The 14,734-nt window shown below is 66.1% G+C and carries 15 protein-coding genes; 6 read left to right on the forward strand and 9 right to left on the reverse strand.

Translation table 11 applies throughout. From position 1 onward, the window contains the following. Positions 1 to 79 precede the first annotated feature (79 nt). A complete protein-coding gene (locus SLQ31_RS24555) occupies positions 80 to 907 on the forward strand; it encodes a hypothetical protein (protein WP_319436744.1) in 828 nt (275 codons plus the stop codon). Positions 908 to 964: 57 nt separating this feature from the next. Here SLQ31_RS24555 and SLQ31_RS24560 read toward each other — a convergent pair whose 3' ends face one another. Continuing rightward, positions 965 to 2,497, reverse strand: a complete 1,533-nt coding sequence (locus SLQ31_RS24560; protein WP_319436745.1) for an AMP-binding protein — start codon at positions 2,495 to 2,497, stop codon at positions 965 to 967. 71 nt (positions 2,498 to 2,568) lie between these two features. Between SLQ31_RS24560 and SLQ31_RS24565 the strand changes: the two genes are divergently transcribed. Further along, the gene (locus SLQ31_RS24565; RefSeq protein ID WP_319436746.1) at positions 2,569 to 3,285 is read left to right on the forward strand and encodes an enoyl-CoA hydratase/isomerase family protein; all 717 of its coding nucleotides are present in this window, start codon (positions 2,569 to 2,571) and stop codon (positions 3,283 to 3,285) included. A 2-nt stretch (positions 3,286 to 3,287) separates the two neighbouring features. Here SLQ31_RS24565 and SLQ31_RS24570 read toward each other — a convergent pair whose 3' ends face one another. Genes SLQ31_RS24570 through SLQ31_RS24595 form a run of 6 tightly spaced genes read right to left on the reverse strand, consistent with a single transcriptional unit; the run spans position 3,288 to position 9,133 of the window. After that, on the reverse strand, positions 3,288 to 4,496 hold the full coding sequence (locus SLQ31_RS24570; protein ID WP_319436747.1) for a DUF1214 domain-containing protein: 1,209 nt from the start codon (positions 4,494 to 4,496) through the stop codon (positions 3,288 to 3,290). Positions 4,497 to 4,512: 16 nt separating this feature from the next. Continuing rightward, positions 4,513 to 5,316: a sugar phosphate isomerase/epimerase family protein gene (locus tag SLQ31_RS24575; RefSeq protein ID WP_319436748.1), complete on the reverse strand. Its 804-nt coding sequence runs from the start codon at positions 5,314 to 5,316 to the stop codon at positions 4,513 to 4,515. Positions 5,317 to 5,318: 2 nt separating this feature from the next. Then, entirely contained in the window at positions 5,319 to 6,488 is a 1,170-nt protein-coding gene (locus tag SLQ31_RS24580) for a sulfotransferase (protein ID WP_319436749.1), read from the reverse strand. A 16-nt stretch (positions 6,489 to 6,504) separates the two neighbouring features. Further along, complete coding sequence (locus SLQ31_RS24585) at positions 6,505 to 7,632, reverse strand: LLM class flavin-dependent oxidoreductase (protein ID WP_319436750.1); 1,128 nt, start codon at positions 7,630 to 7,632, stop codon at positions 6,505 to 6,507. After that, positions 7,632 to 8,450: a TauD/TfdA family dioxygenase gene (locus SLQ31_RS24590; RefSeq protein ID WP_319436948.1), complete on the reverse strand. Its 819-nt coding sequence runs from the start codon at positions 8,448 to 8,450 to the stop codon at positions 7,632 to 7,634. Before SLQ31_RS24590 ends, SLQ31_RS24585 begins: the two co-directional genes overlap by 1 nt. A gap of 41 nt (positions 8,451 to 8,491) precedes the next feature. Beyond that, positions 8,492 to 9,133, reverse strand: coding sequence for a TetR/AcrR family transcriptional regulator (locus SLQ31_RS24595; protein ID WP_319436751.1), 642 nt, complete (start codon positions 9,131 to 9,133; stop codon positions 8,492 to 8,494). Positions 9,134 to 9,223: 90 nt separating this feature from the next. On the opposite strand from SLQ31_RS24595, the gene SLQ31_RS24600 reads away from it, so the two are divergent. From SLQ31_RS24600 to SLQ31_RS24615, 4 genes are read left to right on the forward strand one after another with little or no spacing between them, the layout of a single operon-like run. After that, the gene (locus SLQ31_RS24600) at positions 9,224 to 9,724 is read left to right on the forward strand and encodes a nuclear transport factor 2 family protein (protein ID WP_319436752.1); all 501 of its coding nucleotides are present in this window, start codon (positions 9,224 to 9,226) and stop codon (positions 9,722 to 9,724) included. Next, entirely contained in the window at positions 9,724 to 10,836 is a 1,113-nt protein-coding gene (locus tag SLQ31_RS24605; RefSeq protein ID WP_319436753.1) for an NAD(P)-dependent oxidoreductase, read from the forward strand. The genes SLQ31_RS24600 and SLQ31_RS24605 overlap by 1 nt, the downstream gene beginning before the upstream one ends. Positions 10,837 to 10,889: 53 nt before the next feature. Then, positions 10,890 to 11,675, forward strand: a complete 786-nt coding sequence (locus tag SLQ31_RS24610; RefSeq protein ID WP_319436754.1) for an SDR family NAD(P)-dependent oxidoreductase — start codon at positions 10,890 to 10,892, stop codon at positions 11,673 to 11,675. Continuing rightward, positions 11,672 to 12,637 carry a phosphotransferase family protein gene (locus SLQ31_RS24615; RefSeq protein WP_319436949.1) on the forward strand — a complete coding sequence of 322 codons (966 nt, stop codon included), beginning with the start codon at positions 11,672 to 11,674 and terminating at the stop codon, positions 12,635 to 12,637. The genes SLQ31_RS24610 and SLQ31_RS24615 overlap by 4 nt, the downstream gene beginning before the upstream one ends. On the opposite strand, the gene SLQ31_RS24620 is transcribed toward SLQ31_RS24615, so the two are convergent. Then, positions 12,634 to 13,932: an acyl-CoA dehydrogenase family protein gene (locus SLQ31_RS24620; RefSeq protein ID WP_319436755.1), complete on the reverse strand. Its 1,299-nt coding sequence runs from the start codon at positions 13,930 to 13,932 to the stop codon at positions 12,634 to 12,636. The genes SLQ31_RS24615 and SLQ31_RS24620 overlap by 4 nt on opposite strands. 22 nt (positions 13,933 to 13,954) lie before the next feature. Further along, positions 13,955 to 14,734 carry an enoyl-CoA hydratase/isomerase family protein gene (locus SLQ31_RS24625; RefSeq protein WP_413642997.1) on the reverse strand — a complete coding sequence of 260 codons (780 nt, stop codon included), beginning with the start codon at positions 14,732 to 14,734 and terminating at the stop codon, positions 13,955 to 13,957.

A 14,734-nucleotide genomic window follows, 5' to 3' on the forward strand; every position in this document is an offset into this window, starting at 1 on the left:
AACTTCGCTCTCAGGCCGGTCTCAGTGCCGCTGTGGATAGGTGAAGGCGTGAGTCCGCTCCATATGCCAACCTCCAGTCATGGCGGAGGTGTTCATTGGTAGCGAGGCATTGGCGGCGGGCAGAGTTTCGAAGTACGACCTGCGGGCGCGGTACCAACGCATGCTGCCTGATGTGTACACCACGAAGTGTGCACCGTCGCTGCACGACCGGACTGTCGCGACCTGGTTGTGGTCGCGGCGCCAGGGTGTCATCTCCGGGGTTGCGGCATCGGCACTGCACGGCGCCAAATGGGTTGATCGCGACGCTGTGATCGAAGTGAACTGGCCCGGCCGCAAATCCCCAGCGGGCGTACAGATTCGCGAAGAGATATTGCTTGACACGGAAATCAGCTCGCGGCGCGGTATTTCCGTCACCAGCGTCCCGCGGACTGCGTTTGACCTCGCCCGACGAGGCCCCGCGGGCCGTGCTGTCGAGCGGCTTGACGCGTTGGCCACAGCCACCAACTTCGCCGTCGACGACGTCCTCGAGATCGCGCAGAACCATCCGCATGTCAAGGGTCTGCGGCAGGTGAACCGCCGAATGGAGCTGGTCGATGCCGGCGCACAATCGCCGCGCGAGACTTGGCTGCGACTGCTGTTGATGAGTGCGGGATTTCCGCGCCCGCAGACCCAGATACCGGTGCCGAGGCCGGGCGGCTATTCGCACTACTTTCTCGACATGGGCTGGCCCGACGTGATGCTCGCCGTCGAATACGACGGTGAGCAGCATCGCCTTGATCGAGGCATCTACGGCGACGACGTGGTCCGATCGGAATACATCACCCATGTCGGGTGGCGCCGCGTCAGAGTGCTCGCCGGTCACCGGAAGCCCGACATCGTGCGCCGAGTCCGCCAGGCCTGGCGTTGAGACCGCAAGCAGGGCGAGGATTTCGCGAAAACTTCGCCCTGAGTGCGGTCTGAACGCCTACTGGGCGGCAATACCCTTGCGCACCAGGTACTTCTGCACCTTGCCGCTGGCGGTACGCGGATAGTCGGCCACCTCATGCAGCTCCTCGGGCCATTTCTGCCGCGCAGCGCCGCAGCTCTCGAAGTGGGCCCGCACGTCCGCCAGCGTCGGCATGGCGTGCCCCTCCTTGACGCGCAACACCGCTGCGGTGTGTTCACCGAGGCGCGCATCCGGCGCGGCCACCACCACCGCTTCGGCCACCGCGGGCATGCTCAACAACAGCTCCTCCACCTCGAGTGCGCTGATGTTCTCCCCGCCACGGATGATGATGTCGGCCTTGCGGTCGGTGATCGTCAGGTAGCCGTCCTCGTCGAGGACGCCGATGTCACCGGTGTGGTACCAGCCGTCGGAGTCGAAGGCTTTCGCGGTCAGCGCGTCGTCGGTGTAACCCAGGCACAGATCCGGTCCGCGGGAAAGGATCTCACCCTCCTCGGTCAGGCGTACCTCGACGCCGGGTCGGGCGTCGCCATCGGTGAGCAACCGCTTGTCTTCGGCGGCGTCCGGGCGTGAGCCGGTGATCGACGGGTGCTCGGTGCTGCCGTAGGACCGAAACACGTGCACGCCCCGATCGGCAAGCCGACGAGTCACCGCGACCGGCACCGTCGAACCGCCAAGCCCGACATGCTTGATGCGGTTCATGTGCGACTCGGTGAACTGGGGATGGTCGAGCAGGCTGGTGACGAAATACGGTGGGCCGCCGCCGATCGACATGCCTTCGGATTCCATCAATTCCAGCACCCGGCCCGGATCCCAGACGTCGGTCAGGTCGATGGGCGCACCCTCGAGCACGGGGATCAGGAACGCCCCGACCATCCCGATGAAGTGGCCGACCGGGGTCGCAGTGATCTGCCTGCCCCGATCCGGCGCATAGTTCTCCAGCAGCTGACGGGTCTCGAATCCCAGCGTCTGGTGGCTGTGGATCACACCCTTGGGGTCACGGGTGGTTCCCGAGGTGAAGGCGATGAGCGCCGGACTGGCCGGATCGGTGTGCAGCTCGCCGACCATCGGCTCATCGGCCAGCAGCTCGTCGAAGTCTTTCCCGACCAGGCCCACGATCGGGACCTCGGCGCACAGATCCGGATGGAAGGTCATACGACCGAACTGCTCGGTGGTGATGAAGACCTTCGGGCGTGCCGTCCCGATGATGTGGGTCAGTTCCTTGCGACCGTAGAAGTGCACGACCGGGACCACGACGGCGCCCAGGAAGGCCGACGCCCAGAACGTCACGGCGGCCTCGACCCAGTTCGGCAGCTGGAAGGCGATGACGTCGCCCGGCCCGACCCCGCGAGCCCGCAGCCCGGCGGCCAGCCGGCGCGCGGCGGTCTCCACGTCGCGGAACGTTCCGCTGAACGGACGCACCGCGGAGTGCACCCAGAACCCCGTGTCGGGGTTGGCCGCCAGCCCTCGGGCGAGAAGCTCACCCAGGGTGTCCGGTGTCCACCAACCCTCCTCGATGTAGCGTTTGCTCAGCTCAACCGGGATATTTCTCAACTACCAGCACCTCCGCATGGCGATGCTATTCTCCTGCATCGAGAATGCCAATACCGAAATTGGAGAACGAAATGGTTGATCTGGAGTGGAGCGACGGACTCGCGGTCCTCACGATCGACCGGCCGCATGCCCGCAACGCCATCGCGCTCTCCACGATGGGCGAACTCGAAGAGGCGCTCGACGCCGCGGCCGGCGCACAGGCCCTGGTGATCCGCGGCGGCGGCGACCGGGCCTTCGTGTCCGGCGGTGACCTCAAGGAGCTCGCCGCGCTGCGCACCACCGAGGAAGCCGCCGCGATGGCGGCCAGGATGCGCGCCATCTGTGACCGGATCGCCGGCTTCGAAGCCCCGGTCATCGCCGCGCTGAACGGACACGCGCTCGGCGGCGGAGCCGAAGTCGCCGTCGCCGCCGATATCCGGATCGCGGCCGACGACGTGAAGATCGGCTTCAACCAGGTGACCCTCGAGATCATGCCAGCCTGGGGCGGCGCCGAGCGGCTGGCCGCGCTGGTCGGCAAGAGCAAGGCCTTGCTGCTCGCGGGATCGGGCACGGTGCTCACCGCGGGCGAGGCCGAACGCTGGGGGCTGATCGACCGGGTGGTCCCCCGCACCTCGTTCGACGACGAATGGCGCACGCTGGCACGGTCGTTGGCCAACCGACCGGCCGGCCGGATCAAGCGGGTGATTGCCGGCGTGACGCCCACCGAAGCCATCGACGCGTTCGCCGAACTGTGGGTGTCCGAAGAGCACTGGGCCGCCGCCGACCGGGTGATGAACCGCGCCAAGTGATCTCACAGCGGGAACCTGCCGCGCACACCGTTGAAACGCTCCCATAGCGCAGCGGTGCGCTCAGCACCGTTGACCCGCTTGGTATCCGGCGGTAGTGCATCGTCGAGCTGTGCCCGGCTGACCAGCCGGGTGGTCAATACTGCCGGCTGCCCCTCGAGCATGTGCCGGTAGGTGAGGTTGCCGCGTTCGAAGCCCTGGGTGTCCACCCAGTTGTGCACGCCCGGGTCGTCGTGGGCGAGAACCAGCCGGACCCTGCCGTCACCGTCGGTCGACGCGCGGCTCGGTGTGTAGCTCACCGGGCGGTAGAGGAAGTCCATGCTGGTGAAGAACGCCCCCATGTTGGTGACCATCCACAGGCCCTCGTGGGCATCGAACTCGACGATGAGTGCTTCGTCAGAGCCCAACTCCCAGTACATGTTCGCGGCGGTCCGGCCGCGCTTGCCGTCGGCCTCGGTGGCATCCATGGCCGGAAACTGATTCGGGTGTTCGCTGTCGACACCGCCGTAGGTGAACGGGAATTCGGGCCAGCTGGTCATCAAGCCAGTGACGAAATCGCCCGCCCACGCACAAGCGTCGACCATCGCCGCGGCCGTCGGCACCGGTTTGGGCGAAACCATGTCGACGCGTTCGATGCGCAGCTGGCCGGGCCGCTCGTCCCAGCGGTCGAAGCCCTGACGGATGAACAGCTTGCGCGACTCGGCGGTGGTCGGCAGCCAGTTCGGTTCGCGTTCGGCTCCCCCGATGTACAGCTCGAACGTGCCATCCGGTTCGACGTGGAGTTGATGACCGAACACATTGGCCTGCGGCACATCACCGAACGGCTCATGCAGTACCTGCGGGCCGGATGGGCGCGCGCCCTGCACGGTGACGTTGAAAAACCTTGCGGTCCCGCGTGTTCCACTGATCCGGTACGTCGACTCGCCGTCGATCCAGGCCTGCTGGTAGGTGAAGTCCGCGCAGTCGCCGCCGAGTTTGCGCGTGGGGTTGCAGAACGCGTGGATGAGCGGATACCGCGGATCACGGGTCTCCAGCGCGAGATCGAAGGCCTGGCCCAGATTCTGGGTCAGGAACCGGAAGGCGTCGGTGCGCTGGACGTCAGAGGTCGCGTTGACGTCCTTGAACGCGTGCTTGCCCGCGGCCTTCAGCCGGTCGCAGAACTCGCCCCACGCACGGTCGAGCGCTGCGTCGTCCGCGCCATCGCCGAACGCCATTGGTCTTCTCCTGTCCTCAGTCGCCCAGGCGGTCGAGCATCGCGCCGACCGCCTCGCACCCGCGCCGGGCCGCAGCCAATCGCCCCTCCGCGTCGATGCGTGGACCGATCAGCTCCAGGTCGAAACCGTACTGGTAGCCCTCGGTCAATACCTGGGCCACAACGGCTTCGATCGGAATCGCACCGTCGCCGGGCACCGCCCGGGCGGGCAGTGCGCGATCGCCCAGCACATAGTCGCTCAACTGGATGAGGCGTGTCCGCGGAAGTGCCGATCTCAGCAACCCCCCGAGGTCGGCCTCGGCCCAGCAGTGAAAGAGGTCGACGCAGATATCGAGCCCGGCCATCTCCGCGAGGGTGATGGTGTCGCGCAGGCTGTGCGCCAGGTGGATGTCGGCATACAGGCTGGACGCGTTCTCGATGGCCAGGCTGACACCGGCCGCCGACGCCTCGCGCGTGCACGGCTCGATCGCAGAGGAGAATTTCTCGGCCGCCTGCTCCCAGCTGAGTTCGCCGCGACCGCCGGTGAGCAGGTAGATACAGGTTGCTCCGGTGGTGGCGGCCATCTCGATCAGCCGGGACAGGGCGGCGCGGGCTTCGCCTATCGACGACACCTCCGCCGGCACCCGGCTGGATCCGAACACGTGGCAGATCGCGTGTATCAGATAATCGCCGCCGTCGAGAACGCGCTGGAACTCGGGATCAAGGAATTGCGTGTCGATGACGCTGAGCCGCCGCGCGCCCAACGCCGTCCAATTGCGCTGTAATTCAGCGGGACTCGCCCCGAGAAAAGTGACATCGTGGACCGACACCCGCTCGTGCATCGTCAGTCCCGTTTTTCGATGGGGACGCCGAACCGCTGACGGAACGAGGCGAATTCGGCGTGCAGATCATCGAGATCTTCACCGATATCGGTGAGCAAGGACGTGGAGTAGCGAAACTTGCCGTAGCGATCGCCGCGGTTGGCGGCCAGGTAGTCCCGCATGGCGGCCTCGGCCGCGTCGGTGAGGGCGCGTCCGCAGAAGGCGTAGTAGCCACGCACCGCCCGGACCGGGTCGGCGATGAATTCGGTGTACGGGATGTGCATGATCCGCGGATCATCCACCATGGCCGACGTCATCGTGTTAGCGATGCTGGCGCGGGTCATCTCGAGATGTTTCTTCGCCTCGACGTGCAGATCGATCGCACCGACGATGCCATCGAGGATGTCGGCCATCATCATCGTCCGCGATGCTGCGACCTGCACCGGGTCGCGATGCAACCACAACAGGTTGGCATCGGGGTAGGTATCGAAGAACGCCTCGAGGCGAAAGCCGTGGAATCCCTTCAGCACCCAGTACCTGGGCTCCCGGGAGTATTGGAACTGTTGCAGCATCGCCTTGTGGATGCGGTATTGCGCCGCGGGATCGGTCGGCAGGCCGCCCACCAGCGTTTGCATCGGCACCCGCCACCACGCGGTGGGAGTCATCACTCGAAAGTCGAAGGCCCAGGTGCGTTCGTCCTCGGGGAGGCCGTCGCCGAGCATGTCGTTGTATGGGTGGCTGTGCAGCCATTTGGGCATCTTGGCGTTGATCTCGCGCCAGTCGGCGTCGGCCCTGTCCGGGCGTGGATCATCGGGGCCTGCCAAACCGGGAGGCGGCGACGGATACATGACCTCCCAGAATCGCAGCGCGCGCCCGTGTGGATCCACCGACATCAGGGCATGCATAAGCGTGGTTCCCGAGCGCGGTTCGCCGGTGACGAACATCGGCCGGTCGATCGACTCATCCGCGATCGGGAATCGGGTCCGGTCGGCGAACAGTTCCAGCCGTGACGTCAGCAGCCAGTGGCATACCCGCTCGGCTTCGGCAATGCCGTTGGCGTCCAGTCCGATACCGTTGAGATGCTCGACGGCCACGGTGAACCGCTCCGGCAGGGTCGGGTCACCGAAATCGTCGTGTTTCGTCTCGGACAGCGCCTGGGCCAGCAGGCCTGCGGCATCCAATCCCACGGTCATGATTGTCCTTCACCGGTCATGATCGTCCTCCACACAGGGCCAGCAATTCGTCTTCCGTCCTACGCACATTGGCCGCCGACGCGGCACCGAATTCCAGACCTGCCATGGTGCTGTAGTCCAGAATCTTGGGAACCCGAAGCCCGGCATCGACATACGACTTGATGATGCGCGCCACCTCGGTGGGCGTGCCGTGCGGGACCACCGCCAGAATCGCCTCCGGGTTTACCCGATCGAGGAAATCGAGGATGCGTTCGCGGGTCATGGTCGCCGGATTGATGTCGTGGAACCCGCCCCAGTCTGCACCCATCGGATGCTCAAAGCCGAAGCGGCGCAGAACCTCTGCCGAGACCTGCAGGAGAAAGCTCGCCACCAGTGGCGCGCGGACGATCCGCTCGATCGCCGCGTCGTCCTCGCCGATCAGGCACACCTGCACAAAGCACGGGGTGATCGCCATCGGGTCACGCCCGGCGCGCTCGGCCGATCGGCGAACCGCACCGAGCATCTCCGCGTAGTGCTCGGGCGTCCACGCGCCGGCCGGCCACCAGCCGTCGGCATAGCGCCCGACGATCTCGAGCATCCGCGGTCCGCTGGCACCGATCCAGATCGGCGGGAACCGGCCTTCGTAGGGCTCGGTGTCCAGCCGGGCGCCCTCGAGCCGGTAGAACTGGCCATCGAAATCGACCGGACCTGGGCTATCCCACAGCAGGCGAATGACTTTCAGCGCCTCCTCGAAGCGGCTGACAGGCTTGGCGAACTCGAAGCCGTACGGCACGATGTTCTCGGTCTCGCCACTGCCGAGACCGAGGATGAATCGTCCCCGAGACAGGTGATCGACGGTCAGTGCGCTCTGCGCGAGCAGGGCAGGGTGGCGACGAACGGTGTCGACGACGCTGGTCGCCAGGGACACGGTCGTGGTGAGCACGGCCGCCGCCGCGGCAACCGCCATGCCATCGAGATGGCGGTGCGGTGACGGCGACACGGTTGCCAGGTCCGTGAATTCCGGTGTCCACAGGGCATCGGGCCAGAAGCTCACCATGTGGTCGGGCAGCCAGACCGAATGGTAGCGACCGCTATCCAGGTCGGTCAGGCACGACAGATCCAACGGGAGCGTCGTGCGCAGGAATGCGGCGGGCGAGACATCCATCAGTGAAAGGCTTCCTCGCCTTCCAGTTTGGTGCGGTGCAGCAGCCGACCGGACGCAGGGTCGTAGGGCGTGGCGCGGTGCATGGTGCCGGTGTTGTCCCAGATGACCAGGTCGCCGACCGACCAGCTGTGCCGGTAGACGAACTGGGGGCGGGTGGCCCAATCCCGCAAGCGGACAAGGAGTTCGACGCTCTTCCTGAAGTCCATATCCACCACGTGGCGCGCGGTGCATCCCAGCACCAGCGACTTGCGCCCGGAGCGGTGATTCCACACCAGCGGCAACTCGCGATCGCCGATCGCCATCATCGTCCGCAGTGTCTTGAAGCTCGGTTCCGGCTCATAGTAGAAAAGCGTGTTCCATGCCGAGTGCATCACCCGCAGTGACTCGAGCGCCTGCTTGTCTGCCTCGTCGAGCGCATCGTAGGCCGCGTAGGTATTGGCGAATTCGGTGTCACCGCTGCCGTCCGGGCACACGACCTTGCTGGACAACAGCGAAGCGCGGATCGGCACGTCGTTCATCGTTCCGTCGAGGTGCCAGTACAGCGAGCCCTTCAGGTAATCCGCGAGCTCGTTGATGTTCGTGTCCAGCGTGACGGAGTAGACCTGCTCACCGGTGCGCTCGGGAGCGAATGTGCCCAACGTCCTGGTGAATTCGACCTGCTCGTCATCGCTGAACCCGATCTGCGGGAAGACCAGCACGCCACGACGTTCCAGCAGGTCACGCAGCGTCTCAGCGTGAATGCCGCTGAGAAGTTCAGCCTTGGTCGCACGGACTTCGGAGGCGATATTGGGTTTGATGTCGACGACCGACAGCGTCATTGCCACGCGCTAACTATACCCGACCGTAAAGTTAAGCGGAACTATCGGGTCAGCACGCCCCGCAGGAAGAGATCCACCGCGTGCAGCAGACGCCGCTGCTCCTCCTTGCGAGTGCGATAGAGGCCGAAATCGGCCAGCCGCGCGGGCAAGACCTCGACCATGGCCAGGAAGTGCTCGGCCGTGAGCTCGATGTCGTCGACGTCGATGGCGCCGGCCTCGACGTGGCGCGAAAGCAGGTCCATCACCTGCTGCTGGCGACTCGCCCAGCCGAGTGACTCTGCGCTGAGCCCGAATTCGGGAAAGCGATGCGCTTCATTGCGTGCGATCTTGTGCAGCTGGACGATGTCGGGATTCAGTGCTTGACGAAGCGCACCTCGGCCGACGGCCACCAGGGCGGTACGCAGATCTTCGTCCTCAGCGGTGTTGGGCGTGTCGACCTGCACGGCCCTGCTGAATGCCCACGGAATGACGTCGAGGAAGACCGCGCGCTTGTCGGGGTAGCGGGCATACAACGTGGGTTTGGTGATCCCGGCGGCGTCGGCAATCGCGACCATCGTCGCCGCGTCGTAGCCGTTCTCCAGGAACACCTTGACCGCGGCCTCTCGCAGCCGGTGGTGAAGCGCCGCAGCCTCGGCCTGCGTGGGCCGGCCGCCCCGCCGCTCTGGAGACGATGCCTTTGCCATTCGCGAGAGTTTACGTCGAACGGCTATCACATCGGGTACGGCTGTATCAGTTGGCCACTCGCGGGCGGAGACGTTAGTTAGCCTGTGCCCGTGGCCGAACAAGATTCGTGGGCTGATATCGAAGCAATCAAGCAACTCAAGGCGCGCTATTGCCGTCTGCTCGACACCAAGGACTGGGTGGGCTGGCGCGACATCTTCACCGACGACTTCGTCAGTGACACCACTCCGTCGGGCGGCGTGCTCATCACCGGCGCCGATGAGTTCGTCGCGTTCCTCCGGTCAACCTTGGGCAAGCCGTCGCAACCCACGGTGCATCAGGTGCATGCCCCGGAGATCGAACTGACGTCGCCATCGACAGCGACGGGCATCTGGGCACTCAACGACATCGTGCGACTGGCCCCCGGGGTCAACCTTGAGGGCTACGGCCACTACCACGAGACCTACGAGAAGACCGACGGTCAGTGGCGGATCAAGACGTCGAAACTCACCCGGCTGCGTGAAGACGTCTTCAATCCCGTTTTCTCCGTAAGACTTTCACCGCGACTGCGGGACTCTGCGGCGCGGCTGGCACGAAAGCGAGGCATGGTTTGATGTCGGAGCACACAGTGTTGGTCACCGGGGCGTTCGGTCAGGTCGGTTCACGCTGCGCCGAGATTCTGCTGCGCCGCGGACACACCGTCATCGCCACCGATCTGCAGACCCCGGCAACGGAGGCCGTCGCGGCGCGACTGGCGGCCGCTGGGCATCCCGGGACCCTGCGGCCGGTATACGCCGACTTGCTCGACCCCGAAGCCGTTGGGCGGCTGGTCAACGAGCAGCCGCCCACCGCGATCGTGCATCTGGCGGCGATGATCGCGCCGGCGTCCTATCGAAACCCCAAGCTGGCCCGCCGAATCAATGTCGGCGGCACTGCGACCCTCGTCACGGCGGCCGCCGGACTGCCCGACCCACCGATCGTGCTGCTGGCATCCAGCGCCTCGGTATACGGCTCGCGCAATCCCTATCGCCACCCCGAACTGATCACTCCGCAGACACCAGTCGATCCCATTGACCAGTACGGCGAGGACAAGGTACTCGCCGAGAAGGCGATCGTCGACAGCGGTCTTCCGTACGCGATGCTGCGCCTGGCCGGCGTGATCTCCCCCGATGCCGCGGGCAGCATGAACAGCGACTACCTGGTGCTCATGCGCGCGACGCCGGGCGACAATCGGCTGCATACCGTCGATGCCCGAGATGTCGGGTTGGCCTTCGCCAACGGCGTCGAGCGTGCCAAGGCCATCTCCGGCAAAGTGCTGCTGATCGGTGGCGACGAAACCCACGTGCACACGCACCGCGATGTCGAAGACGGCATGATGTCAGCGATGGGTCTGGGCCGCCTCGGTGCAGGCGCCAGCCTGCCCGGTGACCCCGACGACGATCGGGGCTGGAGCTTCACCGGCTGGTACGACACGACGGAATCCCAAGCGCTGCTGGACTTTCAGGAGCACCCCTGGTCCGAGACGGTCGACTGGGTGGCCGGGTCACAAAGTGGCGCACTGCGGAGCGCACTCGGACTGGCGGGCCCACTCATCAGGCCGGTGATGCGCCTGGCGCTGGCTGCGCAGCGGCGCCACGAAGGCCGTGGGCACTATGCGGATCCGTGGACCCTCATCGCCGGCAAGTACGGCCCCGAAGTCTTGGCCGGGGCCGCGGGGGTAACGTGATTCTCGCTTTCGGAGAACCGGTTCTCGGAATGTGACGGAAGGAGCCGACTGACGTGTCAGGACGGTGTGCGGGCAAGGTGGCATTGGTGACCGGCAGCAGCCGGGGCCTCGGCAAGGCGATCGCGCAGCGACTCGCCGGCGAGGGCGCCACGGTGGTGCTGACCGCCCGCACCTCGCAACCTGATCCGAAGTACGACGGCTCCCTGGTGCAGACCCAGGAAGAGATCACCGATGCCGGGGGCACCGCGATCGCCATCGCGGCGGACCTGTCCAGTGCCGAGGACCGCGAGCGGCTATTCGCCGAGGCGATAGCGCAGGTCGGTTCCCCCGACATCGTGGTCAACAACGCCGCGGTGACGTTCCTGCGTCCGCTGGACGGCTTTCCGGAAAAGCGGATGAAGCTGATGTTGGAGATGCATGTCGTCGCACCGCTGCATCTGACTCAGCTCGCGATTCCCGCCATGCGCGAGCGCGGCCGCGGGTGGGTGCTCAACCTGACCTCGGTCGGTGGGGACCTGCCGCCCGGCCCGCCATTCTCCGAGTTCGACCGCACCGCCGGGTTCGGGATCTACGGCACGGTCAAGGCGGCGATGAATCGGATGACGAAAAGCCTTGCCGCCGAACTGTATGACGACGGCATCGCGGTGAATGCCGCCGCACCGACCAACCCGGTGGCCACTCCCGGCGCCGGCACCTTGGACCTGGCCAAGACCGACACCGAGGACATCGACCTGATCACCCGGACCGCACTGGAGTTGTGTACCGGCGACCCGGCGACGATGACCGGCCGGATCGCGCACACGCAGACGTTCCTGCGCGAGATCGGTGTGCTGCACTGACCACCGAGCTACTCGGCGAACTCCAGCACCGACTCGCACCGAAGGGCATCTCGGGGCTGCGGCCGTTGGCCGGCGGGGCGTCCAGCCTGACGTTCGCCGGAGACCTCGCTGGACGGCGCGTCGTGGTGAAAGTCGCCCCACCTGGGCTGGCACCCATCGCGCACCGCGACGTACTCCGGCAGGCCCGGATCGTTCGCGCGCTGGCCGGGACCGCGGTCCCGGTTCCCGAGATCATCTTCGACGACGGCGGCGAACCACCTGACATCCCACCGCTGTTCGTGATGTCGTTCACCGATGGGACGTCGGTCGAGCCGCTGTTCGACACCGATGAGGCGGGACCCGCAACCGACGTCGCCGAACGCTTCCGGCACGCCGCCCGGTCGATGGCCGCGCTGCACCGGCTGTCCCCCGCTGCTCTCGGCCTCGCCGACGAACCCGTCGTGGCGCCGGCCGCCGAGGTCGACAAGTGGTGTCGCACCCTGAGCACGGTGGACCCGAACTTGGTGCCAGGCTGGGAAGCGATCGCGGACACGCTGCGCCGATCCACCCCGCCCGCGATCGCACCGGCGATCGTGCACGGCGACTTCCGGTTGGGCAATCTGCTCGCCGACGAACAGGGCATCAGTGCCGTCATCGACTGGGAGATCTGGTCGATCGGCGACCCGCGCGTCGACGCCGGCTGGTTCCTGATCAACTCCGACCCGGACACCTACGACCGGATCACGCCCTACCGTGGCACGACGCCATCGGTGGCCGAGCTCATCGACGACTACCGGAATGCGTTGGCGCGCGAGGCATCACACCTGGGCTGGTTCCAGGCACTGGCCTGCTTCAAGTCGACGGCGACGTGGGCACTGATCGTCAAACACAACCGGCGCCGCGCGACACCCGACCCGGGTGTAGAGGCCATGGCCGCGAGATTGCCGGCCCTGCTCACCAAGGCGCGCGAATACCTGAGTTAGTCGCGCGGAATACCGGCCAGCCGGTCGGCGAACTTCTCCTCGGCGGCCGCCCGCAATCGCAACAGATGCTCGGACGGAAACAGATCCGGCGCCGGTTCGCGGTTCTTGAGCAACAACCGGGCCAGCGTCACCTTGTGCACTTCAGTGGGGCCGTCGGCCAGCCCGAGCACGAACGACTCGGTCAGGTACTGCACGAACGGCATCTCATGGCTGGTGCCCAGTGAGCCGTGGATCTGCAGGGCGCGCGCCGAGACGTCATGCAGGACCTTTTGCATCATGGCCTTGACCGCCGAGATGTCGGCACGCACCGCCTTGTAGTCGTTGTACTGGTCGATCTTCCATGCGGTCTGCAACGTCAACAACCGGAACGCCTCGATCTCCATCCAGGAATCGGCGACCATCTCCTGCACCATCTGCTTGTCCGCCAGCACACTGCCCTGGGTGTAGCGCGAGACCGCCCGCTCGCACATCATGTCGAAGATCCGCCGCACCAGGCCGACGGTGCGCATCGCATGATGAATTCGGCCGCCGCCCAAGCGAGTCTGCGCCACAACAAATGCGCCACCGCGCGGGCCGAGCATGTGATCGGCCGGGACTCGTACGTTCTCGTAGCGCACGTAGCCCTCGCGTCCGCCACCGCCGAGGGGCTGGTAGCCCAGGCCCACATCGCGCAGCACGTTGATGCCGGGGGTACCCCCGGGCAGCACAAACATCGAATACCGGTCGTAGGGCGCGGCGTCCGGATCCGTCATCGCCATCACGATGATGAACGACGCCTTCGACGCGAACGACGAATACCACTTCTCGCCGTTGATGACCCAGTGGTCACCGTCTTGCACGGCGGTGGTCTCGAAGATCTTGGGGTCCGCACCGCCCTGCGGTTCGGTCATCGAGAAGCAGGAGATGATCCGGTTGTCCAGAAGCGGCTCAAGGTAGCGCTGCTTGAGCTCGGGCGTGCCGTAATGCGCGAGGATCTCGCTGTTGCCCGAATCCGGTGCGTGCGAACCGAACACGATCGGCGCGCATTCCGACCGGCCGAGGATTTCGTTGAGCAGCGCCAGCTTCACCTGGCCGTGGCCCGGACCGCCGAGGTGCGCGCCGAGGTGGGTGGCCCACAGCCCGCGATCTTTGACGATCTGCTGCAGCGGCGGAATCAGCGCCTGGCGTACCGGGTCGTTGAGGTCATGCGATTCCTTGACGATGTAGTCGATGGGCTCGCACTCCGAGCGCACGAACTCCTCGACCCACTTCAGCTGATCGGCCCATTCGGGGTCGGTGGAAAAATCCCAAGACACTAGTTCGTCCCCTTCGCTGGACTTAAGACCATGTGGATCGACGGGCGGCCGCATCATCGGTCGCATGGCTGAGAACCTGATTGCGGTTCTCCAGCTCCAGCGCCGCGCCGAGGCCCGCGGCGCCGATGTTGACCTGCAACGCCCGTTTCGTCAGCTGAACGCCTAGCGGTGCCAAGTCCGCGACGCCACCGGCGATGTCAAGTGCCCGCTCCAGAAGCTGCTCGGGCTCGACCAATTGGCTCACCAAACCACGCCGGTCGGCTTCCTCAGCCGAGACAGTACGGCCGGTGAGCATCCAGTCCGCGGCAACACCCGCCCCGACGATCCGCGGCAGGTGATAGCTCATGCCCATCTCCGCGCCGGACAGTCCGAGCAGGATCGCGGCGTTGCCGAATGTGGCTGCGGTGGAGGCGATCCGGATATCGGCGGCCAGGCTCAGCGCCAGGCCGGCACCCACACACGGTCCGTTGATCGCCGCGACAACCGCCTGCGGCAGGTCGGCGAGCGCGCGTACCAGGCCCGCCATCGCCTCCTGGAAGCGCAGCCGGTCGATCGCGGGGGCACTGGCCTCGAGCATGCCGGGGCCGAAGTCGCGGATGTCGATACCCGAGCAGAATCCCCGCCCGGCGCCGGTGATGACCACCGCGTGCACCGTGGCGTCGTTCGCCACCGACGCGAGGGTGCGCGCGATCTCGTCGCGCATCACCTCGTTGATCGCGTTGAGCCGTTTCGGGCGATTGAACCGGATCAGCAGGACACCCGCGGACGGTGTCTCGATGTCCAGCATCTCGGTCGCCGGCAC

It is taken from the genome of Mycobacterium sp. RTGN5, assembly GCF_033804465.1.
GTDB lineage: Bacteria > Actinomycetota > Actinomycetes > Mycobacteriales > Mycobacteriaceae > Mycobacterium.

Coding starts and splice junctions, on each gene's coding strand:
- SLQ31_RS24570 (WP_319436747.1), bottom strand. CDS start 4,496: ATGGCGTTCGGCGATGGCGCGGACGACGCAGCGCTCGACCGTGCGTGG.
- SLQ31_RS24605 (WP_319436753.1), top strand. CDS start 9,724: ATGTCGGAGCACACAGTGTTGGTCACCGGGGCGTTCGGTCAGGTCGGT.
- SLQ31_RS24555 (WP_319436744.1), top strand. CDS start 80: ATGGCGGAGGTGTTCATTGGTAGCGAGGCATTGGCGGCGGGCAGAGTT.
- SLQ31_RS24580 (WP_319436749.1), bottom strand. CDS start 6,488: ATGACCGTGGGATTGGATGCCGCAGGCCTGCTGGCCCAGGCGCTGTCC.
- SLQ31_RS24565 (WP_319436746.1), top strand. CDS start 2,569: ATGGTTGATCTGGAGTGGAGCGACGGACTCGCGGTCCTCACGATCGAC.
- SLQ31_RS24575 (WP_319436748.1), bottom strand. CDS start 5,316: ATGCACGAGCGGGTGTCGGTCCACGATGTCACTTTTCTCGGGGCGAGT.
- SLQ31_RS24595 (WP_319436751.1), bottom strand. CDS start 9,133: ATGGCAAAGGCATCGTCTCCAGAGCGGCGGGGCGGCCGGCCCACGCAG.
- SLQ31_RS24585 (WP_319436750.1), bottom strand. CDS start 7,632: ATGGATGTCTCGCCCGCCGCATTCCTGCGCACGACGCTCCCGTTGGAT.
- SLQ31_RS24590 (WP_319436948.1), bottom strand. CDS start 8,450: ATGACGCTGTCGGTCGTCGACATCAAACCCAATATCGCCTCCGAAGTC.